Genomic DNA, 14,758 nt, shown 5'->3' with positions numbered 1-14,758 from the left:
CACAGCGATTGATAAACTTCAAGGTGATAGATTTGCGTACATCGGACGGTAGGATGGGCGCATGAGCGACACGGCACCGTTGGGCGCGGACGGGCAGGCAACCCGGACTGGGAAGCCGGCTGCCACGGCCCGGGAGATCAAGGCGCTGGCCCATCCGCTGCGCTTGAGGATCCTGCGCCTGTGCGGACTGCAGGAACTGACCAACAAGCAGCTCGCCGACCGGCTGGGCCAGGATCCGGGAACAGTGCTCTATCACGTGCGGCAACTGCTCTCGACCGGGTTCCTCGAACCGGCCGAGGTCCGCACCGGAGCCAGCGGCGCCCTGGAGAAGCCGTACCGGTCCACCGGGCGGTCCTGGAATCTGGATACCGCCCTCGGCGATGCCGGTCCGGACGGTCCCCTGGCGCCGGTCGAGGCGTTCCGGGACGAACTGACCGAAGCGGGCCCGGACGCACTCGCGAGCCTTTCACGCTTCGTACTGCACCTCTCCGCGGAAGACGCCGAGGACCTCATCACCCGCGTCGACGCCATCCTGAGCGAATACACCGACAGCGACAGGCAACGATCCGACCAGCCCGCATACGGCGGCATTTTCGTCCTACATCGGACACCCGACTAGGACCTCGATCCGTTCAAGGACTAATCCGCGAGACCACCACCTCAAAACGCCGCAATGAAGGATCGGCTAGTGGGACGTCGTCTGGGAACAGATAGCGCCATCAGCGGTGTAAGGACGTGCTCATGACTTCTCAAGAGAAGCGATTTATGTGGGTGTTGGTCTGCGGAGTCGCCGCCCTGTTCCTACTTTTGGGAAGCGGCTCGCTTGCGTACGTCTTCGACTCGTCCCCTGAGACGTCCGGCACTGGCCAGCAGCAGGACGCCATCCAGAATTGCTGAGTAGGCGTTACCGTCCGTAGGGCGATCCATAAGGGGACATGAGACTCCGGCGAGATGCCCGATGCCCGGTGGTTCCTACTCTGAGCAGGTCGAGTACGGGCTGTGGTCAATGCAGAGCGTCGGCCGCTCAGTAGCCCTCTGGCTTGGTGGCGACACCATCCAGCCACAGGTGATCCTTCGCGTCACTGTGGGTGCCCCCCGTACCGATGTGTTTGCTATCGATGCCGTCGCCCCTCGTGATGACACGAACCATGGCCATGCCATGGCCCCGCCCAAGCCCATATTCCTCCGACAGCCAGGCGAGAATGGGCCCAGCCTTGGCCTCGGGACCCAAACCGCGCCGACGCGCCATTTCAACCAGCTGGCGAGGTGTAAGCCCCGTCTTCTTCTCGACCGTATCGAGGTAGGCCTGAAACGACATCGATGTCCCCTTTCCACCGGCCAGTGTGCCGCATCCCCTGGGAGTTCGCTAGCCGATCGCGTTGAGCAACAATCCACGGGGTGCCAGCAATGGGCATCACGAGGCCAGCCTCTGGCTCCCTTGCGACTCAACGGCGGCTGAGTCGCCGTTGGTCCCAGCGTCGTTGATCTCGGCCCACAAGGTATCGAGGGACAGACCGAGGACGCCAGCGACGGCAGCGATCGTCGAGAACGCCGGGGTCGCCACCCGCCCCGTCTCGATCTTCCGCAGGGTCTCCGGGGAGACACCCGCCGCCAGCGCCGTATGAAGAATTGACCGGTCGGCTCTGGCACGCCGCAGGAGTGCGCCGAGTCGTTCGCCGCGCTCTATGTCGGCGGGAGTGAGAGGCAGTCTGACCATGACACCGATTCTAATACCGGGATAGTCTTACCGGGATAGTAATTGGAGCATGCAATGAGAGCGGGTGCGTTTCTATGATCGAGATCCTGACTTCCGCGGAGATCTCTCGGGCGAGGGACACGGGCGCCCTCGTCGCGAACATCCTCCAGGCGATGAAGACCCGCAGCAGGGTCGGCACGAATCTTCTGGATATCGACCGGTGGACCCGGGACATGATCGTCGAGGCCGGGGCGCAGTCCTGCTATGTCGACTATGCCCCGCCCTTCGGACGCGGGCCGTTCGGGCACTATATCTGCACAGCCGTGAATGACGCCGTGCTGCACGGACGGCCGCACGATTACACCCTCGCCGATGGCGACCTGTTGACCCTCGACCTCGCCGTCTCACTGCGAGGGATCGCGGCGGACGCCGCCATCAGCTTCGTCGTGGGCAGCTCTCCACAGCCCGCGAGCATCGCGATGATCGATGCAACCCAGCGCGCTTTGAGCGCGGGCATCGCAGCCGCGAGGCCGGGCGCCCGGACGGGCGACATCTCCTACGCGATCGGTTCGGTCCTCACCGCGGCCGGCTATCCGATCAACACCGAGTTCGGCGGTCACGGCATCGGATCGACCATGCACCAAGACCCCCACATCATCAACACGGGCCGGCCGGGCCGCGGCTACACGTTGCGTCCCGGGCTAATGTTGGCCCTCGAACCTTGGGTCATGGCGGACACCGCCGAACTCGTCACCGACCCTGATGGGTGGACTCTGCGCAGTGCCACGGGATGCCGGACCGCACACAGCGAACACACGATCGCCATCACCACCAACGGAGCCGAAATCCTCACCCTACCCACGCACCAGGGAGCAGCGGGCGAATAGCTTCGGCGACGGACCCCTTTGTGCGGCGAGTTGTTGAGAGTCTGTCTGAGGACGCGCCCGCAGGTGACGCAGGGTGGCTATCCGCCTCTATGCGGTGCTGTCACCTGGTAGATGATGGCGGTTGCGACGTCCTTCAGCTTGACGTGGGCGTCGTTGGACATTTTCTCCAGCCGGAGGAAAGCTTCTGCACTGGTGCAGTGGTGCTGAGCCATGAGGATGCCCTTGGCCTGCTCGATGCCAGCCCGGGAACTCATGGCTTCCTGCAGTTGCTCCACCTCCCGGCGTGCGGAGCGATAGAGACCGGACGTCACCATGGTCGCCGCCGAGTACTCGGTGAAGCGCACTTTCCGGTCCGCGTCGGACGCGTCAGGATCAGCACCGAGATAGGCCAGCAGACGGACGAGATCCTCGCGGTGCTCGGTGACGTCGTGCACCTCCTGCAGAAGAGCGACGACGTGACCCTCGTCGTTCAGGACGGGGCTGTTGACCGGGCTCCAGTACCGCTCCAGGAACGCGCCGGGGTGGGCAGGATCAGGGATGTCGAACCGGTGCAGGAGCAGGCTGTCCCTCTGCCCGGTTCTCTTCACTCGTTCGAGAGATTCGCGCATGACCCTGGCCGGTCCCTGCTCCGCCTGTGACGGGTTTTCGATGAACACCTCGAAGGCCTGGCGCCCAACGAGATCAGTCGCTGACATTCCCACGAGATCGACGAACGCCGGATTCACGGCGAGGATCACGTACTCGGGATCCATGAGCGAGTACGCCGCCGCCGTCGCCTCGAAAATGCCCCGAGCATAAGCCTGGATCCGATCACCTGGGTCAACCGCGTCTTCGCTGTCGTGCTGTTCCATGTCGCTTCCCTTTTCTGCCCGTACCTCAGCATGCTTCGCGCAGCTTGGGAACGGAAGCGCGACCATCATGCCAACGGCGGGGGGCCGATGTGAACCCAAAAAGGATTGGCGTCCGCCCCAAGACTTGCGTCCGCTCAGGGATCCCTTGCTGGAATCTGCTCAGCGTTCGGTGAATGCCGTCGTCAGCTCGGACAGGGACCCGACGCGCAAGTCGGCCAGCCCGACCTCGGGCCGGTGGGCGTGGAGGTAGCCCCATGGACCACGGCGAAGGAAAGCGGTTCGCATGCCGGCCTGCCGCGCGGGCAGGATGTCGTTGTCGAGGCGGTCCCCGACGTACAGGATCTCGCCGGCATCGAGCCGTGCCGCCTGAACGATCCGGGCAAAGAAGGCTGCCGAGGGCTTCGTGACGCCCCAGGCGGCGGAGGAAGCGATGAAGTCCGCGGCGAAGCCGAACTCGTGGAGCTGGGATTCGACACCGCGTGGCTGGTTCCCGGCGATCCCCACGACGAGGCCGGCGTCCCTGGCAGCCCGCAGACAGTCAAGCGCGTCCGGGTACAGGTCGGCTCGTTCGATGGGTGGAGGCTCCGCGGGGCGCTCGACTCCCACTAGATCCCATACCCGACGGTGGTCTTCGTCCCGGGCAATCAGCGCCCCGAGGAGCCCCATCAACGCGAACGGCGTCACGCCTGCCCGCTCGGCCTGGATGGCCCAGCCGCGGGACTCGTCGACCAGTGTCTCGCCGACGTCGAACACCACCCCGCGCACCCCAGCAGGGATCCTCATCGTTCTCGGCTTCCCGTCCAGTCGGCGCGTTTCGTACGGAAGTGCAGGTAGTGGCTGTCCTCGCCCAGGAACACTCCGGGGCCGCCCTCCCCTGTTTCCTGCATCTGAAGGGAGCGAAGGATCCGCACGGACGCGGTGTTCGCGGCCGGGGCTTCCGCCCAGATACAGTCCAGGCCCAGTTCCTTGAAGCCGTAGGTGAGACCAGCTTCGGCGGCTCGTCGGCCAAGCCCGGCCCCCCAGCGGCGTGAGGGTCCGATGACGAACCCGAGCTCCTTCTCGCCGGGGTTCGAGCCGTGAAGATCCACGTATCCGACCACCCCACCGTCCGCGTTCTCGACGGCCAACCGGATCAAGCCGGTCGGCGGGTCCTCGACCTGCCGCACCCAGAAATCGTGCAGGGCGGCGGATGAGGTCGCGGCCCACCCGACATGCCGGCAGAAAAGCTCATCCCGGCCCCAGCCGGCCAGGGCAGGTGCATCCCGGTGCTGCAAAGGCCGCAGATGCAGCACGGTGGGGGTCATACCCCCAACCTATCCGTCGACCCGACGACCGGCCTATCGGTCCTGGGGCGCGATGCTGGCAGACTCCGAGGATGGACCTGCCCGACCTCACCGACCTGTGGCCTGCCGTCGACCCGGTCTGCGGGAACGTGACGCTCCGGGCGTTCCGTGCCGAGGACGCACCCATGGCCATGGAACTCTCCCAGGATCCCTACGTCCCCACGACGGGGACTCTGCCCCTGAATGCGACACCCGATCAGGCGCAGCAATGGATCCACCGGCAGCAGACCCGGCCCATGGACGGCGCAGGGTTTTCCTTCGCCGTCGTCGACACCACCAAAGGATGCTGCGCGGGATTCACCAGCCTGTGGGTGCGCGAGCGGCCCGCGGGCCGCGCGCAGATCGGCTACGGCATCGCCCCACCCTTCAGGGGCCGACATCTCGCTGCCGATGCGCTGCACGCCATCACATCCTTTGCCTAGACGATCCCCGAGCTGCACCGGACAGAGCTCTACATCGAGCCGTGGAACACAGCCTCCATCAGGACGGCCGAGCGGGCCGGGTACCTCCGCGAGGGACTGCTCAGATCCCACCAGGAAATCGCCGGCCAGCGACGAGACATGCTCCTGTACTCCACCGTGCGCACCCAAGACCTCAGCTGAGCAGCTCCAGCCCATTGCGCAGCTGCTGGGCCGGTGCTTCGAGCTGCTGCAGGGGTACGCGCTGCCAGTCAGCATCGATACGGAACGAATCCCCGTCGAACCGCGGGAACACATGAAGGTGGCAGTGGAGCACTTCCTGGAACGCGGCCTCACCGTCCGCGAGGAACATGTTCACTCCCTCGCACCGCAACCCGCTGCGACGCAGCGCCCGGGCAAGCCGATGAGCGACCCGGAACATCTCCGCCCCCACCTCAGCCCTGACATCCTCCAGGTAGGCGCAATGCTGGCGCGGAACGACCAGTACATGCCCCGGCGTGACAGGACTCGTGTCCATGAAGGCGGCCACGACATCGTTCTCGTAGACCATGTTCGACCCGGCCTGACCGCGCACGATGTCACAGAAGATGCAGGCGTCCGTCTCGGCTGTCATAGGACGAGAGCCTAATCCGCCCTACGCGATAGCGAGCGGGCGGTTGAGAGTCCGCTACGGGGCTGTGCCTTCTTCGAGCATGGTCCCGAGGAGACCGCCGAAACCCGCCGCGAGCACGTGGGCGTCGACCAGTGGCATCCACCAGCAGGTCCAGGTGACACTTGCTCCGCCGTGGGAGGGATCCGTTTCTCCCGCCGCCCACCGCTCTGTTACATCGGCCTCGTCCATGCTCAGGTGGACGTAGTGGCGCACGGCGATCTCGTCTCGGGTCGGCCGCAGATCGTAGTACTGGGTGCCGATCCCTCGTGCCATGCGGCCACGCCGGCCGGTTTCCTCAAAGAGTTCACGGACCGCGGCCTCCTCCGGGGTCTCACCGGGTTCGATGGAGCCGGCGGGCACCTGAACGCCGGCCTCCGTCATCGGGACTGCGTCATGGGTGAACACCAAAAGGTGCCCCTCCTCCACGACGTAGCAGACAACCTTCTGCACTTCACGGGCCATCCCCTCACTCTACGGATCCTGTGCTGTGCATCCCGCCGTCCCGTTCATGGGGGCCTTGGCTGGCGCTCTCCGCAGGACCGGATAGCGTCGCGTTCATGGGAATGCATGACGATCAGCTGCATATCGATGAGGACATGGCTCGCCGGCTGATCATCAGCCAGTTCCCCCAGTGGCGTGACGAACGCATGCAGCACGTCGCGACGGACGGGACGGTGAACGCCATCGTCCGGATCGGCACCGGGTTGGCAGCGCGCTTCCCGCTCCGCGCAGCCGACCCGTCCACGGTCAACGATGAGCTCACCCGGGAAGCCGCCGCGATGCGGGAGCTGAGCACGTATTGTCCCTTTCCCTCAACCGTGCCCGTCGCGGTCGGGGCGCCGGGGGACGGCTATCCCCTGCCGTGGTCCGTGCAGACCTGGCTGCCAGGAGACGTCGCAACACCGGAAGGGCTGGAACACTCCGACCGGTTCGCCCACGATCTGGCCACCCTGATCCGTTCCCTTCAAGCCGCTGACACACGGGGTCGGACGTTCACCGGTGCCGGCCATGGCGGAAACCTGCAGGACTCCGACGGGTGGATGGAGGTCTGCTTCCGCCAGAGCGAAGGGTTGTTGCCCGTCGATCGTCTGCGCGACCTGTGGGCAGCCTTCCGGCTTCTGCCAGCTGCTGACTCCACCGTGATGACCCATGGGGATCTGATACCCGGCAACCTCCTCGTCGACGGAGAACGACTGGTCGGTGTTCTCGATACCGGAGGCTTCGGTCCCGCCGATCCTGCCCTGGATCTCGTCGCCGCCTGGCACATGCTCGATCAACGACGGCGGAACGTCCTACGAGGTGAACTTGCGATCGGTGAGCTGGAATGGCGGCGGGGAGCCGCCTGGGCCTTCCAGCAAGCCATGGGACTGGTCTGGTACTACCGAGAAACGAATCCCGGCATGAGCGCCCTCGGCCGAAGCACCCTCGCGCGCGTCCTCAACGACTTCCCCTCGGCGCCACCCGCTCCGTCCGCCTCAAGCACCCTTTGACCTCACCGGCTCTCGGCCGGGTAACGGTCCGTAGTCTGAACTTCCGGACGACATCTACGTGCAAGGCGACTTCGTTCGATCCCACGTCCCGCCCACGAAGCGAAATGCTCCTTTGGTAGCGGTGCTCAGTACTCAGTGCTCAGTGCTCAGTGCTCGCTTGGTGGGGGACCAGAGTGAGTCCAACCGAGCGACCCAAGGATCAGCCATCATGCCCGCGCCCAACCGCCGTTCGACCTCCCGAGGTCTCACCCATTCGGCTGCCCTGACCTCACTGTGCTGCAGGGTCGTTTCCGCATCGCGCGGTACGCGTGCGAGGTAGAAATCGAGGAAAGCTGCGGTCTCCGTGAACCGGCCAATCAGCGTCAGCCCGGATGCTTCTATTTCCAGACCCGATTCCTCGCGCAGTTCCCGGCTCGCCGCAGAGCGGCTCGATTCGCCTGCAAGAGCACTGCCGCCCGGGAACTCCCACCCGAGAGGGAACTCCCTATCAGCCGAACGCTGAGTCAGTAAGACGGCCCCGTCCTCACGCTGCACGCACACCGCTGCCACCAGGTGAAAGCATCCCTCCGGCCAGCCCTCCCCACCCCGGCGAAAGGTGTGACCGATAGGCGTTCCCTCGTTGTTCAGAAGATCCCACCACTCATCGTCCCGGCTCATCGCCCCTCCCTTTTCTGTTGCCGCGGGTTTCGTCGCCCAGCTCAGGACCTCGCTTGCCTCAGCCGCGTTCGAGGGCGAAGAAGATGAAGCCGACGAACGCGGCCCGGTCCTGGAGGTGCGGCGGGAGCAGGTCCCGGGGTGTGTCCGGTGCGATCGGGGGCTCACTGACGACCGCGATACGGAACCCCGCCTCGGTGAACGCGTCGGTCATGGCGTGCAGCGGGCGGTGCCAGAAGGTCAGCGTCGCGGGCTGGCCGTTGAAGACGTAGTCCTCCGAGTACTCCGTGAGCGCGAAGCAATCAGCCGTCGGCTCGATCACCTTATAGATCAGGGGATGATTTACGGACAGGACGAGCCGACCGCCCGGTTTCAGGACGCGCCGCAGTTCGGCCAGTGGGGCAGACCAGTCCCGCAGGTAGTGGAACACCAGGGACGCGGCCGCAGCATCGAAAACGCCATCCCGAAACGGTAATGGTTGGCTGAGGTCGGCCACGTGCAGGTCCGCCTCAATGCCTAGCCGTCGGCGTGCCAGGTCGATCATCGCCGGGCTGGCATCAAAACCCGTCACCGTCGCCCCCGTCGCCGTCAGGGCAGCGGACAGGGGCCCGGCCCCGCACCCGACATCCAGGACTCGCCGGCCGCTCACGTCGCCGAGGAGATCGATGGTCGCCGGCCGCTCGTAGTAGGCGTTCATCAGGCTGGACTCGTTTTCGGTCGAGTAGTTCTCGGCGAACGCGTCGTAGGGGGCTACCTTCACTGCTGCTCCTGGGGGTGGTGACGTGCAGGGCGTAACGGCCGACTCTACGGAGCAAGCACCGCCCGGCCACCGCAGGCACACCGCAGACGCACCGTGTCGCCCTGCTCCGCCACGATGAGTTGACAGACTCTCGAGGGCGACCTTCGTGAGTGTCCGGACAGTAGGATGACAAGTCGCGTGTGTATCGACAGAGATCTTGGGGGATGACGTGATCAGGAAATCGGTAGCACTCTGGATGGTCGTTCTAGCGGTGAGCATCACGCTCCTGGTGAGCGGCGGGATTGCGCTGATTAGCGCTGGAATCGTCGCGGACGAAAATAATCTGACGGACACCTCATACTTCCCGCTAGTGGGCGTTTTCGGTGTGGGGCTCATCGGGTTCGTCGTCAGCCTTCCCGTGTTCCTGGGGACGGTCACCAACTCACGGCGATCTCCTGGCCGCTGAGGGATCGGCGACCGCCATGAGTTCGGCAGCGTCGATCCATCCCGGGGTAGGGGCAGTACGCGTCGTCGTCGGCGTGCTCGCGATCGTAGTTCTCGGGTACGCCTATGGCCTGAGTATCACCGACGGCGACGCCAACCCTTTCAACTACTTCGGTTACTTCACCAACCAGACGAGCCTTCTGATGAGCGTGCTGCTCATGACCGCCGGCGGACTCTCGCTCGCGCGACGCCACGCACCCGTCGCGCTAAGTACCCTCCGCGGCGTCGCGACGGCATACCTCGTCGTCGTAGCCGCGATCTACAACACTCTCGTACCCGGAACCGGTGCGGCTCCGCCATGGGTCAGCATGATGCTGCACGTCGTGCTTCCCGTAATAGCCCTCCTCGACTGGGCCCTCGTGAACGACCGACGCCCCCTGGCCTGGCAGCGGCTGTGGATCGTCCTGCCCTACCCGCTCGTCTGGCTCGCTGTTGTTCTGATCCGCGGGGCTACAGACGGGTGGGTGCCCTACGGGTTTCTGATGCCTGAGAACGGCGTGCGCTCACTCGTCCTGCACGCCGTCGGGCTGTCATGCACTGTCCTCATGGCCGGTGCCCTGGTCTGGGCGATGAGCAGACGCCCGATCGACCAACTCAAGGTCAACGTCCTACGCCGCTAGATCCCGCTAACGGAGCGCCTGACACCTGCCGCATCGCCAGAACATCCCCATCAACCCGACATCAGGCCTGATCATCGGCGAGCAGATCGTCCTACTCCAGGACTTTCCGGGCGTCTCTGCCGGCCCCGTAGAGTCCTGGACCTCCGTGGAAACTTCCATGGAAATTTCCGCCGTAGACTCAGCCCCATGAGCCCAGACCCCGAAGGACTGTCTCAGAACGCAGAAGGGCTGTATCAATACGCGGAATCACCGGTCGGGCAACCTGGAAGACCGTCGAACTTCAGGCGCATTGTCCGCACCTGCCTCCTCGGACTTGGCGTGTTCCTGGTGCTCTTGGTGGTCTGGGTCGGGGGTTTGGTGTGGGGCCAGATTGATGAGGGCAACGTTCCACCCGACTCTGCTTTCCCTCCCGTTCCTGCTCCCAGCGTCGCCGGAGAGATCGCAACTGTGTGTGCTTCGGGTGGTTGCTGGCGAGAAATGGTCTTACAAGTTGATCCGACGACATCAGCACAGACAGTCGCCGCCACCATGGGGGTTACCTCGGAACGATGCGGGCCCGTGAACGTATGGACTATGCAGAAGACCTGCGTAGGGAGGGCCGGGAGCGGCGTCGGTGAACAGCTAACGATCTACCTTCGTTTCAGCGAATCGTTGTCAAAGTACTCATGACTCAGGCCGTCTACCCCCTACGCACGCAGAGCGATCGGTATCTGTGCCTGGCGTCGGTGTCTGGTGTCCGGTGCGCAGCCTTCGATAGTTTGGGTGGGTAACGAATGTCTTCGTGGGGTTGATGGAGGGGGAACCAATGGGGTTTATGCGTAGAAATCGTAGTGCGCTGTGGGTCATCACGCTGGCCGCAGGACTTGCCGCGACGGGATGCGGGAGTAGCCAGCCGGCTACGGAACCAGTGACCGAGAGAAGCAGCGCCTCTCCAACCGAGACTTCATTTCTTACGCCGGCATCCTCGACGACCGCGACGCCGACCATGAATCCCGAAACGGCGCCGCCCCCGGCCACGACTCCAACGGCGCCGCCGACATTGGGCAAGGTTGATTCCTACCAGACGGGCTACTCCTACGCGACCGGAGCCCTACCCGAGCGGTGGCTCAGCCAAACCGGCTGGTACGCGTTGAACGGACAAGGCGCGGAAGTCTCTGGAGACCTCGCGGCACTCGTGGAACGCGACCCCGCGACCGACGATCAGGCATTGGTGGTCACCAACAGTGCCGGCGATGTCCTGTACCAATCGCCCACCCTGGGCTTGCAGCAGCCTCAAGCAGTCCAACCTGTCCTCGATCGGGTGCGGCAGAACGGCAAGGAGTACGTCACGTTCTTCCAGATCGGCTTGCCGGCGCAGCCAGGCGCGGCATCGGGCAGCGAAACGCCTATCACTCAGCTGATCGTCGTCGATGAGAACGGTGCAGCAACAGTGGTGGATGAAGACCTCAGCCACTACCGGCCACGATCCACAGATGACGGAACCAGGGCCCTGGCGTTCACCTCCACCAATGGCAGCCTCGACTCGCAAACCGGTGTGGCGGCCAGTCAAGATGCCCTCGATGCCGCACGAGTATTGGACCCGGAAGCCGCTGAACTGGAAGCAGTTCCTCAAATCGAAGGGCAACGATGGCTGGCCAGGATCGACGGCGTCGATGTCTACCGGTCCCCGAGGGGAGCCACTGACCCGACGACTGGTAAACCTGTAGCTACCGCCGGTACTCGTGACTGGTCAACGACGTTCTACGACCACCCTTCCGGGTCTTTAACCTTCGGCCCGACCTTCATGTCCACACGCCAACTTGATGGAAGCTGCAAGATCCTCGACCTGCACACCGGGGAACCCCTCACCTTCGAGGGAGCTGCCCAGGGGTGTGCCTATCCGATCTCTACGCGCCCGACAGCCGGTGGCGCGTCCAGCCCGGACGGCGATCTGCTCCTGATGCACTGGCAAGACGAGCAGGGTGTTGATGCACAGTGGGTGGTGAACTTGAAGACTGGAAAGCAGGAAAGGATCGCTCCGGCGTCCGACTTCATGCCTACCTCCATTTCTGACGCAGGAGAGGTCTACGGGAGGGACACTGCCGGCGTCAGAACCGGTTACCTCAAATTCCCGGACCAGATGCAACCCCAATTCGACGACATCAAGCGTGATCTTCCCACCGCGATCAACGACGACGGCCTTGCCATGTTTAGATACGAGGACCTACCAACCTACTTCGCCGTTCCGGTCAAATAACCCGTCTCATCGTAAGTAGAACGCTCAATCTACCTACCGAACCCGCAGCACACCGTCCACTGTCCTACTCGAGGATCTGAACGCGCGCTGCAGGGATCGATCTGTGGGACGGCAGGGAAAGGTCCTACCTCGTGTCGAACCGTGCTCCGTCACACCTCGATCTACGGGTGGCGAGCAGGAGGAGAACGAAAGGGCCGGGAGGGATAAGCGCGAGAAGAACCCACCAACCTGAGAGATTCGAGTCGTGGAAACGGCGGACTGCAATAGCGAAACCAGGGACGATGGTGGTGACCAGCCAAGAACCCGCGATCAGAAGAGAGAACGCCGCGACAGGCGAACTGGGTGCGTCCGTCAAGTAGACGTTGACTAATTCAATGTCCGCAAAGACTGCAGACCCGAACGGCCCAATGGACAAAGTCGGCTGCGGAGTCCGACCTGAGGCCAGCGCGGGAACAAGTAGCTGAGTCGCAGACAAGACGACGACATTCACGAGCATCCACCACCAGTACTCGCTCCGACTCGCCCGCCCTCGCAGCTGAAAGGTCCGAGCAACAAATCTGCTCATTGCTTCCGGCAGTGAGCACCCCGGCATAGGAGCAGCGTCGCTAGTTATACCGCTCGTGGAGCCCAAGCCGCGATTCTTCACCGGATAGGTGGTACTGGATGTTGTGCCTGCCGGATTTTCAGCACAGCAAGGAGGCCTGTCACGAGAAAGGCAGGGATCCCGATCACGCTAAAAAGGATCAGAGACTCGACTACCCAGGAGGACTGGCCTGCATCGGCCAGGGCAATTTCTCGACCGAAGGCTGCCATCAACACCGCACCGAGCAGGCCCACCAGAGCAAACGACACGGTGCCGACCAGTGCGGCCCTCGAATAATTGCTTCTTTGACTCCAGGCCTGACCGAAAAGTCCTACCGTCGCCGCGAATGCGATGAATCCCAGGAGCAGGAGAACGGACACGACGAACTGGGGAGCCATGAAGATACTGGCGCCGACCGCAGCGGCGAGGAGACCTGCCGCAACACCGGCCATACGCCATGCGCGGGAAAACCCTGGGTGTGAAGGTCTCAGTCGTGCTGCTGAAACCCAAGAACCAGCGATCACCGCCGGTATGACCAAGAAAGGGACCACCGCGACGGCGAACAGTCCCAGTCCGACGAACGCGACCGCCGTTACGCGGTTTCCAGCACGTGTCACTGCAATCCCCCAAGCTCACCGTTCGAACGACTGTACCTGCGCTGTATTCGGTCACCCGTCCTCTCCCGCTCGGGATTCCTACTGACCGGATAGTTAGGATTTGCGATCGCGCTCAGGAGCATCGTCGCCACAACGTTTGCCGCCGACCGAGAACGCCCAGAGCCGACCGCGTAGCGCGTCGTACCACTGGCTCAGGTAGGCGTCGGGTGTCGCGTCCCGCTTGTGGATGACGACATCATTGAGGCTCCCGGCTCCCCCACGCAGGCTCTCCGCCACCTCAGCGCGAGCAGCCTCCACCGATTCCTCCGTGGCCTCGGTCCGCAGCTCCATCGCCATGTCCTGGTAGCGCTGCCCTGCTCCCGCTCGGCCGTAGACTCTCAGCAGAGTGGAGAAGGCGAGCATGTCGAGGGTGACCGCTTCCCAATTTGCCGTCAGCGGGTCCTCCACCTCGGACCCTGACGGGTACCCGATCCAGTTCTTGCTGCCGGTAAGGAATGCCGCGTGGGCCCGATCCAAGCAGAGGTACGCGTCGTTGCCGGAGAAGTTCGTGTCCGGCACCAGCTCGTCCAACAGCTTACGCGAGCCGATCATCCGACGTTCCGTGCCCGGTCCGTCCATGAGGGCGTACGTCCATTCGTGTTCCCTGCCGAACAGCCCCTTGGGCTTCCGTGCGATCGCTTTGATCCAGCGTTCCCGGTACGTCATGCCGAACTCGTGTCTCCTCGGTCGCCCCTTACGTCACTGTACGAGAAGTCCTTCACACTTGCGGGGAAGCTGCTCACTGCCACACCACCCCCTGAATGGGGGGGGGCGACAGACCATGGGCTACAGACTGTTCCTCGGCGGAGAGTTCAATCGTCGAAGACGGACCAGCAGATGCTGTTCCTGCGGCTTTGGTCCTCAAGAACCAGAGAGCGGAGGTGGCCGGGGATCTGCTGACGCTGCCAGTCGCGCTCAGTACGCGCGACGTCCCGCTCTTGATCGCGGGATGCTGCAGCTGCAGCGGCCTTGATCGCATAAGCGGCTGCTCCCAGGTCGTGTTCGGGAACGTGGGCGACACAGGCCGCCTGGCCGGATGCATACGCCGCGAACCGCGGAGCACCATGTAGAAAACGGGCAGCGCCCATCGCGTGCCCTCCGATTGCGCGGGTGACCATCATCTTCGCTTCGCCGCGCGCCCAGGCTCGTGCCGCTTCGACCGCCGCACGAGGCCGACCGTCCTCACTGTTCGAGTCCTCGAATAGCCCTAGAACATGCTCGGCACAGGTCGCCGCCCACAACGCCAAAAGCTGATGATCTGCTTCGGACAGGAGCCCTCCGCGCCGAATGGACACAAGACGAGGATCGCGAACAGCAGGAAAGATCATAAGTGTGTTTCTTACCCCTACCCGTCCCGGGCTGCAACACACGACCATGCAGCTGCCCGCAGGAGGATGGGCGTGTGACCGCTTCGCCCCGGACACGCCT

19 protein-coding genes are annotated in these 14,758 nt (G+C 64.0%); 6 read left to right on the top strand and 13 right to left on the bottom strand.

The genetic code is table 11. The features are described from left to right. Positions 1-61 precede the first annotated feature (61 nt). On the top strand, positions 62-619 hold the full coding sequence (locus ACSGDB_RS01450) for an ArsR/SmtB family transcription factor (protein ID WP_434992253.1): 558 nt from the start codon (positions 62-64) through the stop codon (positions 617-619). A gap of 405 nt (positions 620-1,024) precedes the next feature. On the opposite strand, the gene ACSGDB_RS01445 is transcribed toward ACSGDB_RS01450, so the two are convergent. Together ACSGDB_RS01445 and ACSGDB_RS01440 are read right to left on the bottom strand one after the other, a co-directional pair. Next, on the bottom strand, positions 1,025-1,318 hold the full coding sequence (locus ACSGDB_RS01445) for a DUF4287 domain-containing protein (RefSeq protein WP_434992250.1): 294 nt from the start codon (positions 1,316-1,318) through the stop codon (positions 1,025-1,027). A gap of 96 nt (positions 1,319-1,414) precedes the next feature. Then, positions 1,415-1,717: a helix-turn-helix domain-containing protein gene (locus tag ACSGDB_RS01440; protein ID WP_394253509.1), complete on the bottom strand. Its 303-nt coding sequence runs from the start codon at positions 1,715-1,717 to the stop codon at positions 1,415-1,417. 74 nt (positions 1,718-1,791) lie between these two features. Here ACSGDB_RS01440 and map point away from each other — a divergent pair, with 74 nt between their 5' ends. After that, on the top strand, positions 1,792-2,583 hold the full coding sequence (map, locus tag ACSGDB_RS01435; protein ID WP_434992248.1) for a type I methionyl aminopeptidase: 792 nt from the start codon (positions 1,792-1,794) through the stop codon (positions 2,581-2,583). A gap of 77 nt (positions 2,584-2,660) precedes the next feature. Here the strand turns inward: map and ACSGDB_RS01430 are convergent, their stop codons facing one another. The 3 genes from ACSGDB_RS01430 to ACSGDB_RS01420 form a co-directional block, all read right to left on the bottom strand. Next, complete coding sequence (locus tag ACSGDB_RS01430; protein ID WP_434992245.1) at positions 2,661-3,434, bottom strand: ANTAR domain-containing protein; 774 nt, start codon at positions 3,432-3,434, stop codon at positions 2,661-2,663. Between the two features lie 159 nt (positions 3,435-3,593). Beyond that, positions 3,594-4,217, bottom strand: coding sequence for an HAD family hydrolase (locus ACSGDB_RS01425; RefSeq protein ID WP_434992243.1), 624 nt, complete (start codon positions 4,215-4,217; stop codon positions 3,594-3,596). Further along, positions 4,214-4,738: a GNAT family N-acetyltransferase gene (locus tag ACSGDB_RS01420; RefSeq protein ID WP_434992241.1), complete on the bottom strand. Its 525-nt coding sequence runs from the start codon at positions 4,736-4,738 to the stop codon at positions 4,214-4,216. The genes ACSGDB_RS01425 and ACSGDB_RS01420 overlap by 4 nt, the downstream gene beginning before the upstream one ends. Positions 4,739-4,809: 71 nt before the next feature. Between ACSGDB_RS01420 and ACSGDB_RS01415 the strand changes: the two genes are divergently transcribed. Further along, on the top strand, positions 4,810-5,199 hold the full coding sequence (locus ACSGDB_RS01415; RefSeq protein ID WP_434992239.1) for a GNAT family N-acetyltransferase: 390 nt from the start codon (positions 4,810-4,812) through the stop codon (positions 5,197-5,199). A 172-nt stretch (positions 5,200-5,371) separates the two neighbouring features. On the opposite strand, the gene ACSGDB_RS01410 is transcribed toward ACSGDB_RS01415, so the two are convergent. Continuing rightward, positions 5,372-5,809, bottom strand: coding sequence for an HIT family protein (locus ACSGDB_RS01410; protein WP_434992238.1), 438 nt, complete (start codon positions 5,807-5,809; stop codon positions 5,372-5,374). 54 nt (positions 5,810-5,863) lie between these two features. After that, positions 5,864-6,310, bottom strand: coding sequence for an NUDIX domain-containing protein (locus ACSGDB_RS01405; RefSeq protein WP_434992236.1), 447 nt, complete (start codon positions 6,308-6,310; stop codon positions 5,864-5,866). Between the two features lie 95 nt (positions 6,311-6,405). Here ACSGDB_RS01405 and ACSGDB_RS01400 point away from each other — a divergent pair, with 95 nt between their 5' ends. Beyond that, positions 6,406-7,338 carry an aminoglycoside phosphotransferase family protein gene (locus ACSGDB_RS01400; protein ID WP_434992235.1) on the top strand — a complete coding sequence of 311 codons (933 nt, stop codon included), beginning with the start codon at positions 6,406-6,408 and terminating at the stop codon, positions 7,336-7,338. Positions 7,339-7,470: 132 nt separating this feature from the next. On the opposite strand, the gene ACSGDB_RS01395 is transcribed toward ACSGDB_RS01400, so the two are convergent. Both ACSGDB_RS01395 and ACSGDB_RS01390 read right to left on the bottom strand, forming a co-directional pair. Further along, a complete protein-coding gene (locus ACSGDB_RS01395; RefSeq protein ID WP_434992233.1) occupies positions 7,471-7,995 on the bottom strand; it encodes an NUDIX hydrolase in 525 nt (174 codons plus the stop codon). A gap of 58 nt (positions 7,996-8,053) precedes the next feature. Then, positions 8,054-8,752, bottom strand: coding sequence for a class I SAM-dependent methyltransferase (locus ACSGDB_RS01390; RefSeq protein ID WP_434992231.1), 699 nt, complete (start codon positions 8,750-8,752; stop codon positions 8,054-8,056). Positions 8,753-9,213: 461 nt separating this feature from the next. Between ACSGDB_RS01390 and ACSGDB_RS01385 the strand changes: the two genes are divergently transcribed. Next, positions 9,214-9,855, top strand: coding sequence for a Pr6Pr family membrane protein (locus ACSGDB_RS01385; protein WP_434992229.1), 642 nt, complete (start codon positions 9,214-9,216; stop codon positions 9,853-9,855). Between the two features lie 907 nt (positions 9,856-10,762). Further along, on the top strand, positions 10,763-12,091 hold the full coding sequence (locus tag ACSGDB_RS01380; protein WP_434992226.1) for a hypothetical protein: 1,329 nt from the start codon (positions 10,763-10,765) through the stop codon (positions 12,089-12,091). Between the two features lie 124 nt (positions 12,092-12,215). Here ACSGDB_RS01380 and ACSGDB_RS01375 read toward each other — a convergent pair whose 3' ends face one another. The 4 genes from ACSGDB_RS01375 to ACSGDB_RS01360 all read right to left on the bottom strand — a co-directional run bounded on the left by ACSGDB_RS01375 (position 12,216) and on the right by ACSGDB_RS01360 (position 14,658). Next, positions 12,216-12,656 (bottom strand): DUF805 domain-containing protein, encoded by a 441-nt coding sequence (locus ACSGDB_RS01375; protein ID WP_434992223.1) that lies wholly within the window; start codon positions 12,654-12,656, stop codon positions 12,216-12,218. Between the two features lie 77 nt (positions 12,657-12,733). Further along, a complete protein-coding gene (locus tag ACSGDB_RS01370) occupies positions 12,734-13,072 on the bottom strand; it encodes a hypothetical protein (RefSeq protein WP_434992222.1) in 339 nt (112 codons plus the stop codon). Positions 13,073-13,384: 312 nt separating this feature from the next. Then, positions 13,385-13,996, bottom strand: a complete 612-nt coding sequence (locus ACSGDB_RS01365; protein ID WP_434992220.1) for a hypothetical protein — start codon at positions 13,994-13,996, stop codon at positions 13,385-13,387. 146 nt (positions 13,997-14,142) lie between these two features. Beyond that, positions 14,143-14,658: a putative immunity protein gene (locus tag ACSGDB_RS01360; protein ID WP_434992219.1), complete on the bottom strand. Its 516-nt coding sequence runs from the start codon at positions 14,656-14,658 to the stop codon at positions 14,143-14,145. Between the last annotated feature and the right edge of the window lie 100 nt (positions 14,659-14,758).

Source organism: Arthrobacter sp. Ld5, assembly GCF_051172775.1.
GTDB lineage: Bacteria > Actinomycetota > Actinomycetes > Actinomycetales > Micrococcaceae > Arthrobacter_D.
Note: the sequence above shows the minus strand (reverse complement) of the source record. Positions and strands in the feature narration are given on the sequence as shown.

What these genes read in the sequence shown, in the direction of transcription:
- ACSGDB_RS01450 (WP_434992253.1), top strand. Translation starts at nt 62, where the DNA reads ATGAGCGACACGGCACCGTTGGGCGCGGACGGGCAGGCAACCCGGACT.
- ACSGDB_RS01445 (WP_434992250.1), bottom strand. Translation starts at nt 1,318, where the DNA reads ATGTCGTTTCAGGCCTACCTCGATACGGTCGAGAAGAAGACGGGGCTT.
- ACSGDB_RS01440 (WP_394253509.1), bottom strand. Translation starts at nt 1,717, where the DNA reads ATGGTCAGACTGCCTCTCACTCCCGCCGACATAGAGCGCGGCGAACGA.
- map (WP_434992248.1), top strand. Translation starts at nt 1,792, where the DNA reads ATGATCGAGATCCTGACTTCCGCGGAGATCTCTCGGGCGAGGGACACG.
- ACSGDB_RS01430 (WP_434992245.1), bottom strand. Translation starts at nt 3,434, where the DNA reads ATGGAACAGCACGACAGCGAAGACGCGGTTGACCCAGGTGATCGGATC.
- ACSGDB_RS01425 (WP_434992243.1), bottom strand. Translation starts at nt 4,217, where the DNA reads ATGAGGATCCCTGCTGGGGTGCGCGGGGTGGTGTTCGACGTCGGCGAG.
- ACSGDB_RS01420 (WP_434992241.1), bottom strand. Translation starts at nt 4,738, where the DNA reads ATGACCCCCACCGTGCTGCATCTGCGGCCTTTGCAGCACCGGGATGCA.
- ACSGDB_RS01415 (WP_434992239.1), top strand. Translation starts at nt 4,810, where the DNA reads ATGGACCTGCCCGACCTCACCGACCTGTGGCCTGCCGTCGACCCGGTC.
- ACSGDB_RS01410 (WP_434992238.1), bottom strand. Translation starts at nt 5,809, where the DNA reads ATGACAGCCGAGACGGACGCCTGCATCTTCTGTGACATCGTGCGCGGT.
- ACSGDB_RS01405 (WP_434992236.1), bottom strand. Translation starts at nt 6,310, where the DNA reads ATGGCCCGTGAAGTGCAGAAGGTTGTCTGCTACGTCGTGGAGGAGGGG.
- ACSGDB_RS01400 (WP_434992235.1), top strand. Translation starts at nt 6,406, where the DNA reads ATGGGAATGCATGACGATCAGCTGCATATCGATGAGGACATGGCTCGC.
- ACSGDB_RS01395 (WP_434992233.1), bottom strand. Translation starts at nt 7,995, where the DNA reads ATGAGCCGGGACGATGAGTGGTGGGATCTTCTGAACAACGAGGGAACG.
- ACSGDB_RS01385 (WP_434992229.1), top strand. Translation starts at nt 9,214, where the DNA reads ATGAGTTCGGCAGCGTCGATCCATCCCGGGGTAGGGGCAGTACGCGTC.
- ACSGDB_RS01375 (WP_434992223.1), bottom strand. Translation starts at nt 12,656, where the DNA reads ATGAGCAGATTTGTTGCTCGGACCTTTCAGCTGCGAGGGCGGGCGAGT.
- ACSGDB_RS01370 (WP_434992222.1), bottom strand. Translation starts at nt 13,072, where the DNA reads ATGGCTCCCCAGTTCGTCGTGTCCGTTCTCCTGCTCCTGGGATTCATC.
- ACSGDB_RS01365 (WP_434992220.1), bottom strand. Translation starts at nt 13,996, where the DNA reads ATGACGTACCGGGAACGCTGGATCAAAGCGATCGCACGGAAGCCCAAG.
- ACSGDB_RS01360 (WP_434992219.1), bottom strand. Translation starts at nt 14,658, where the DNA reads ATGATCTTTCCTGCTGTTCGCGATCCTCGTCTTGTGTCCATTCGGCGC.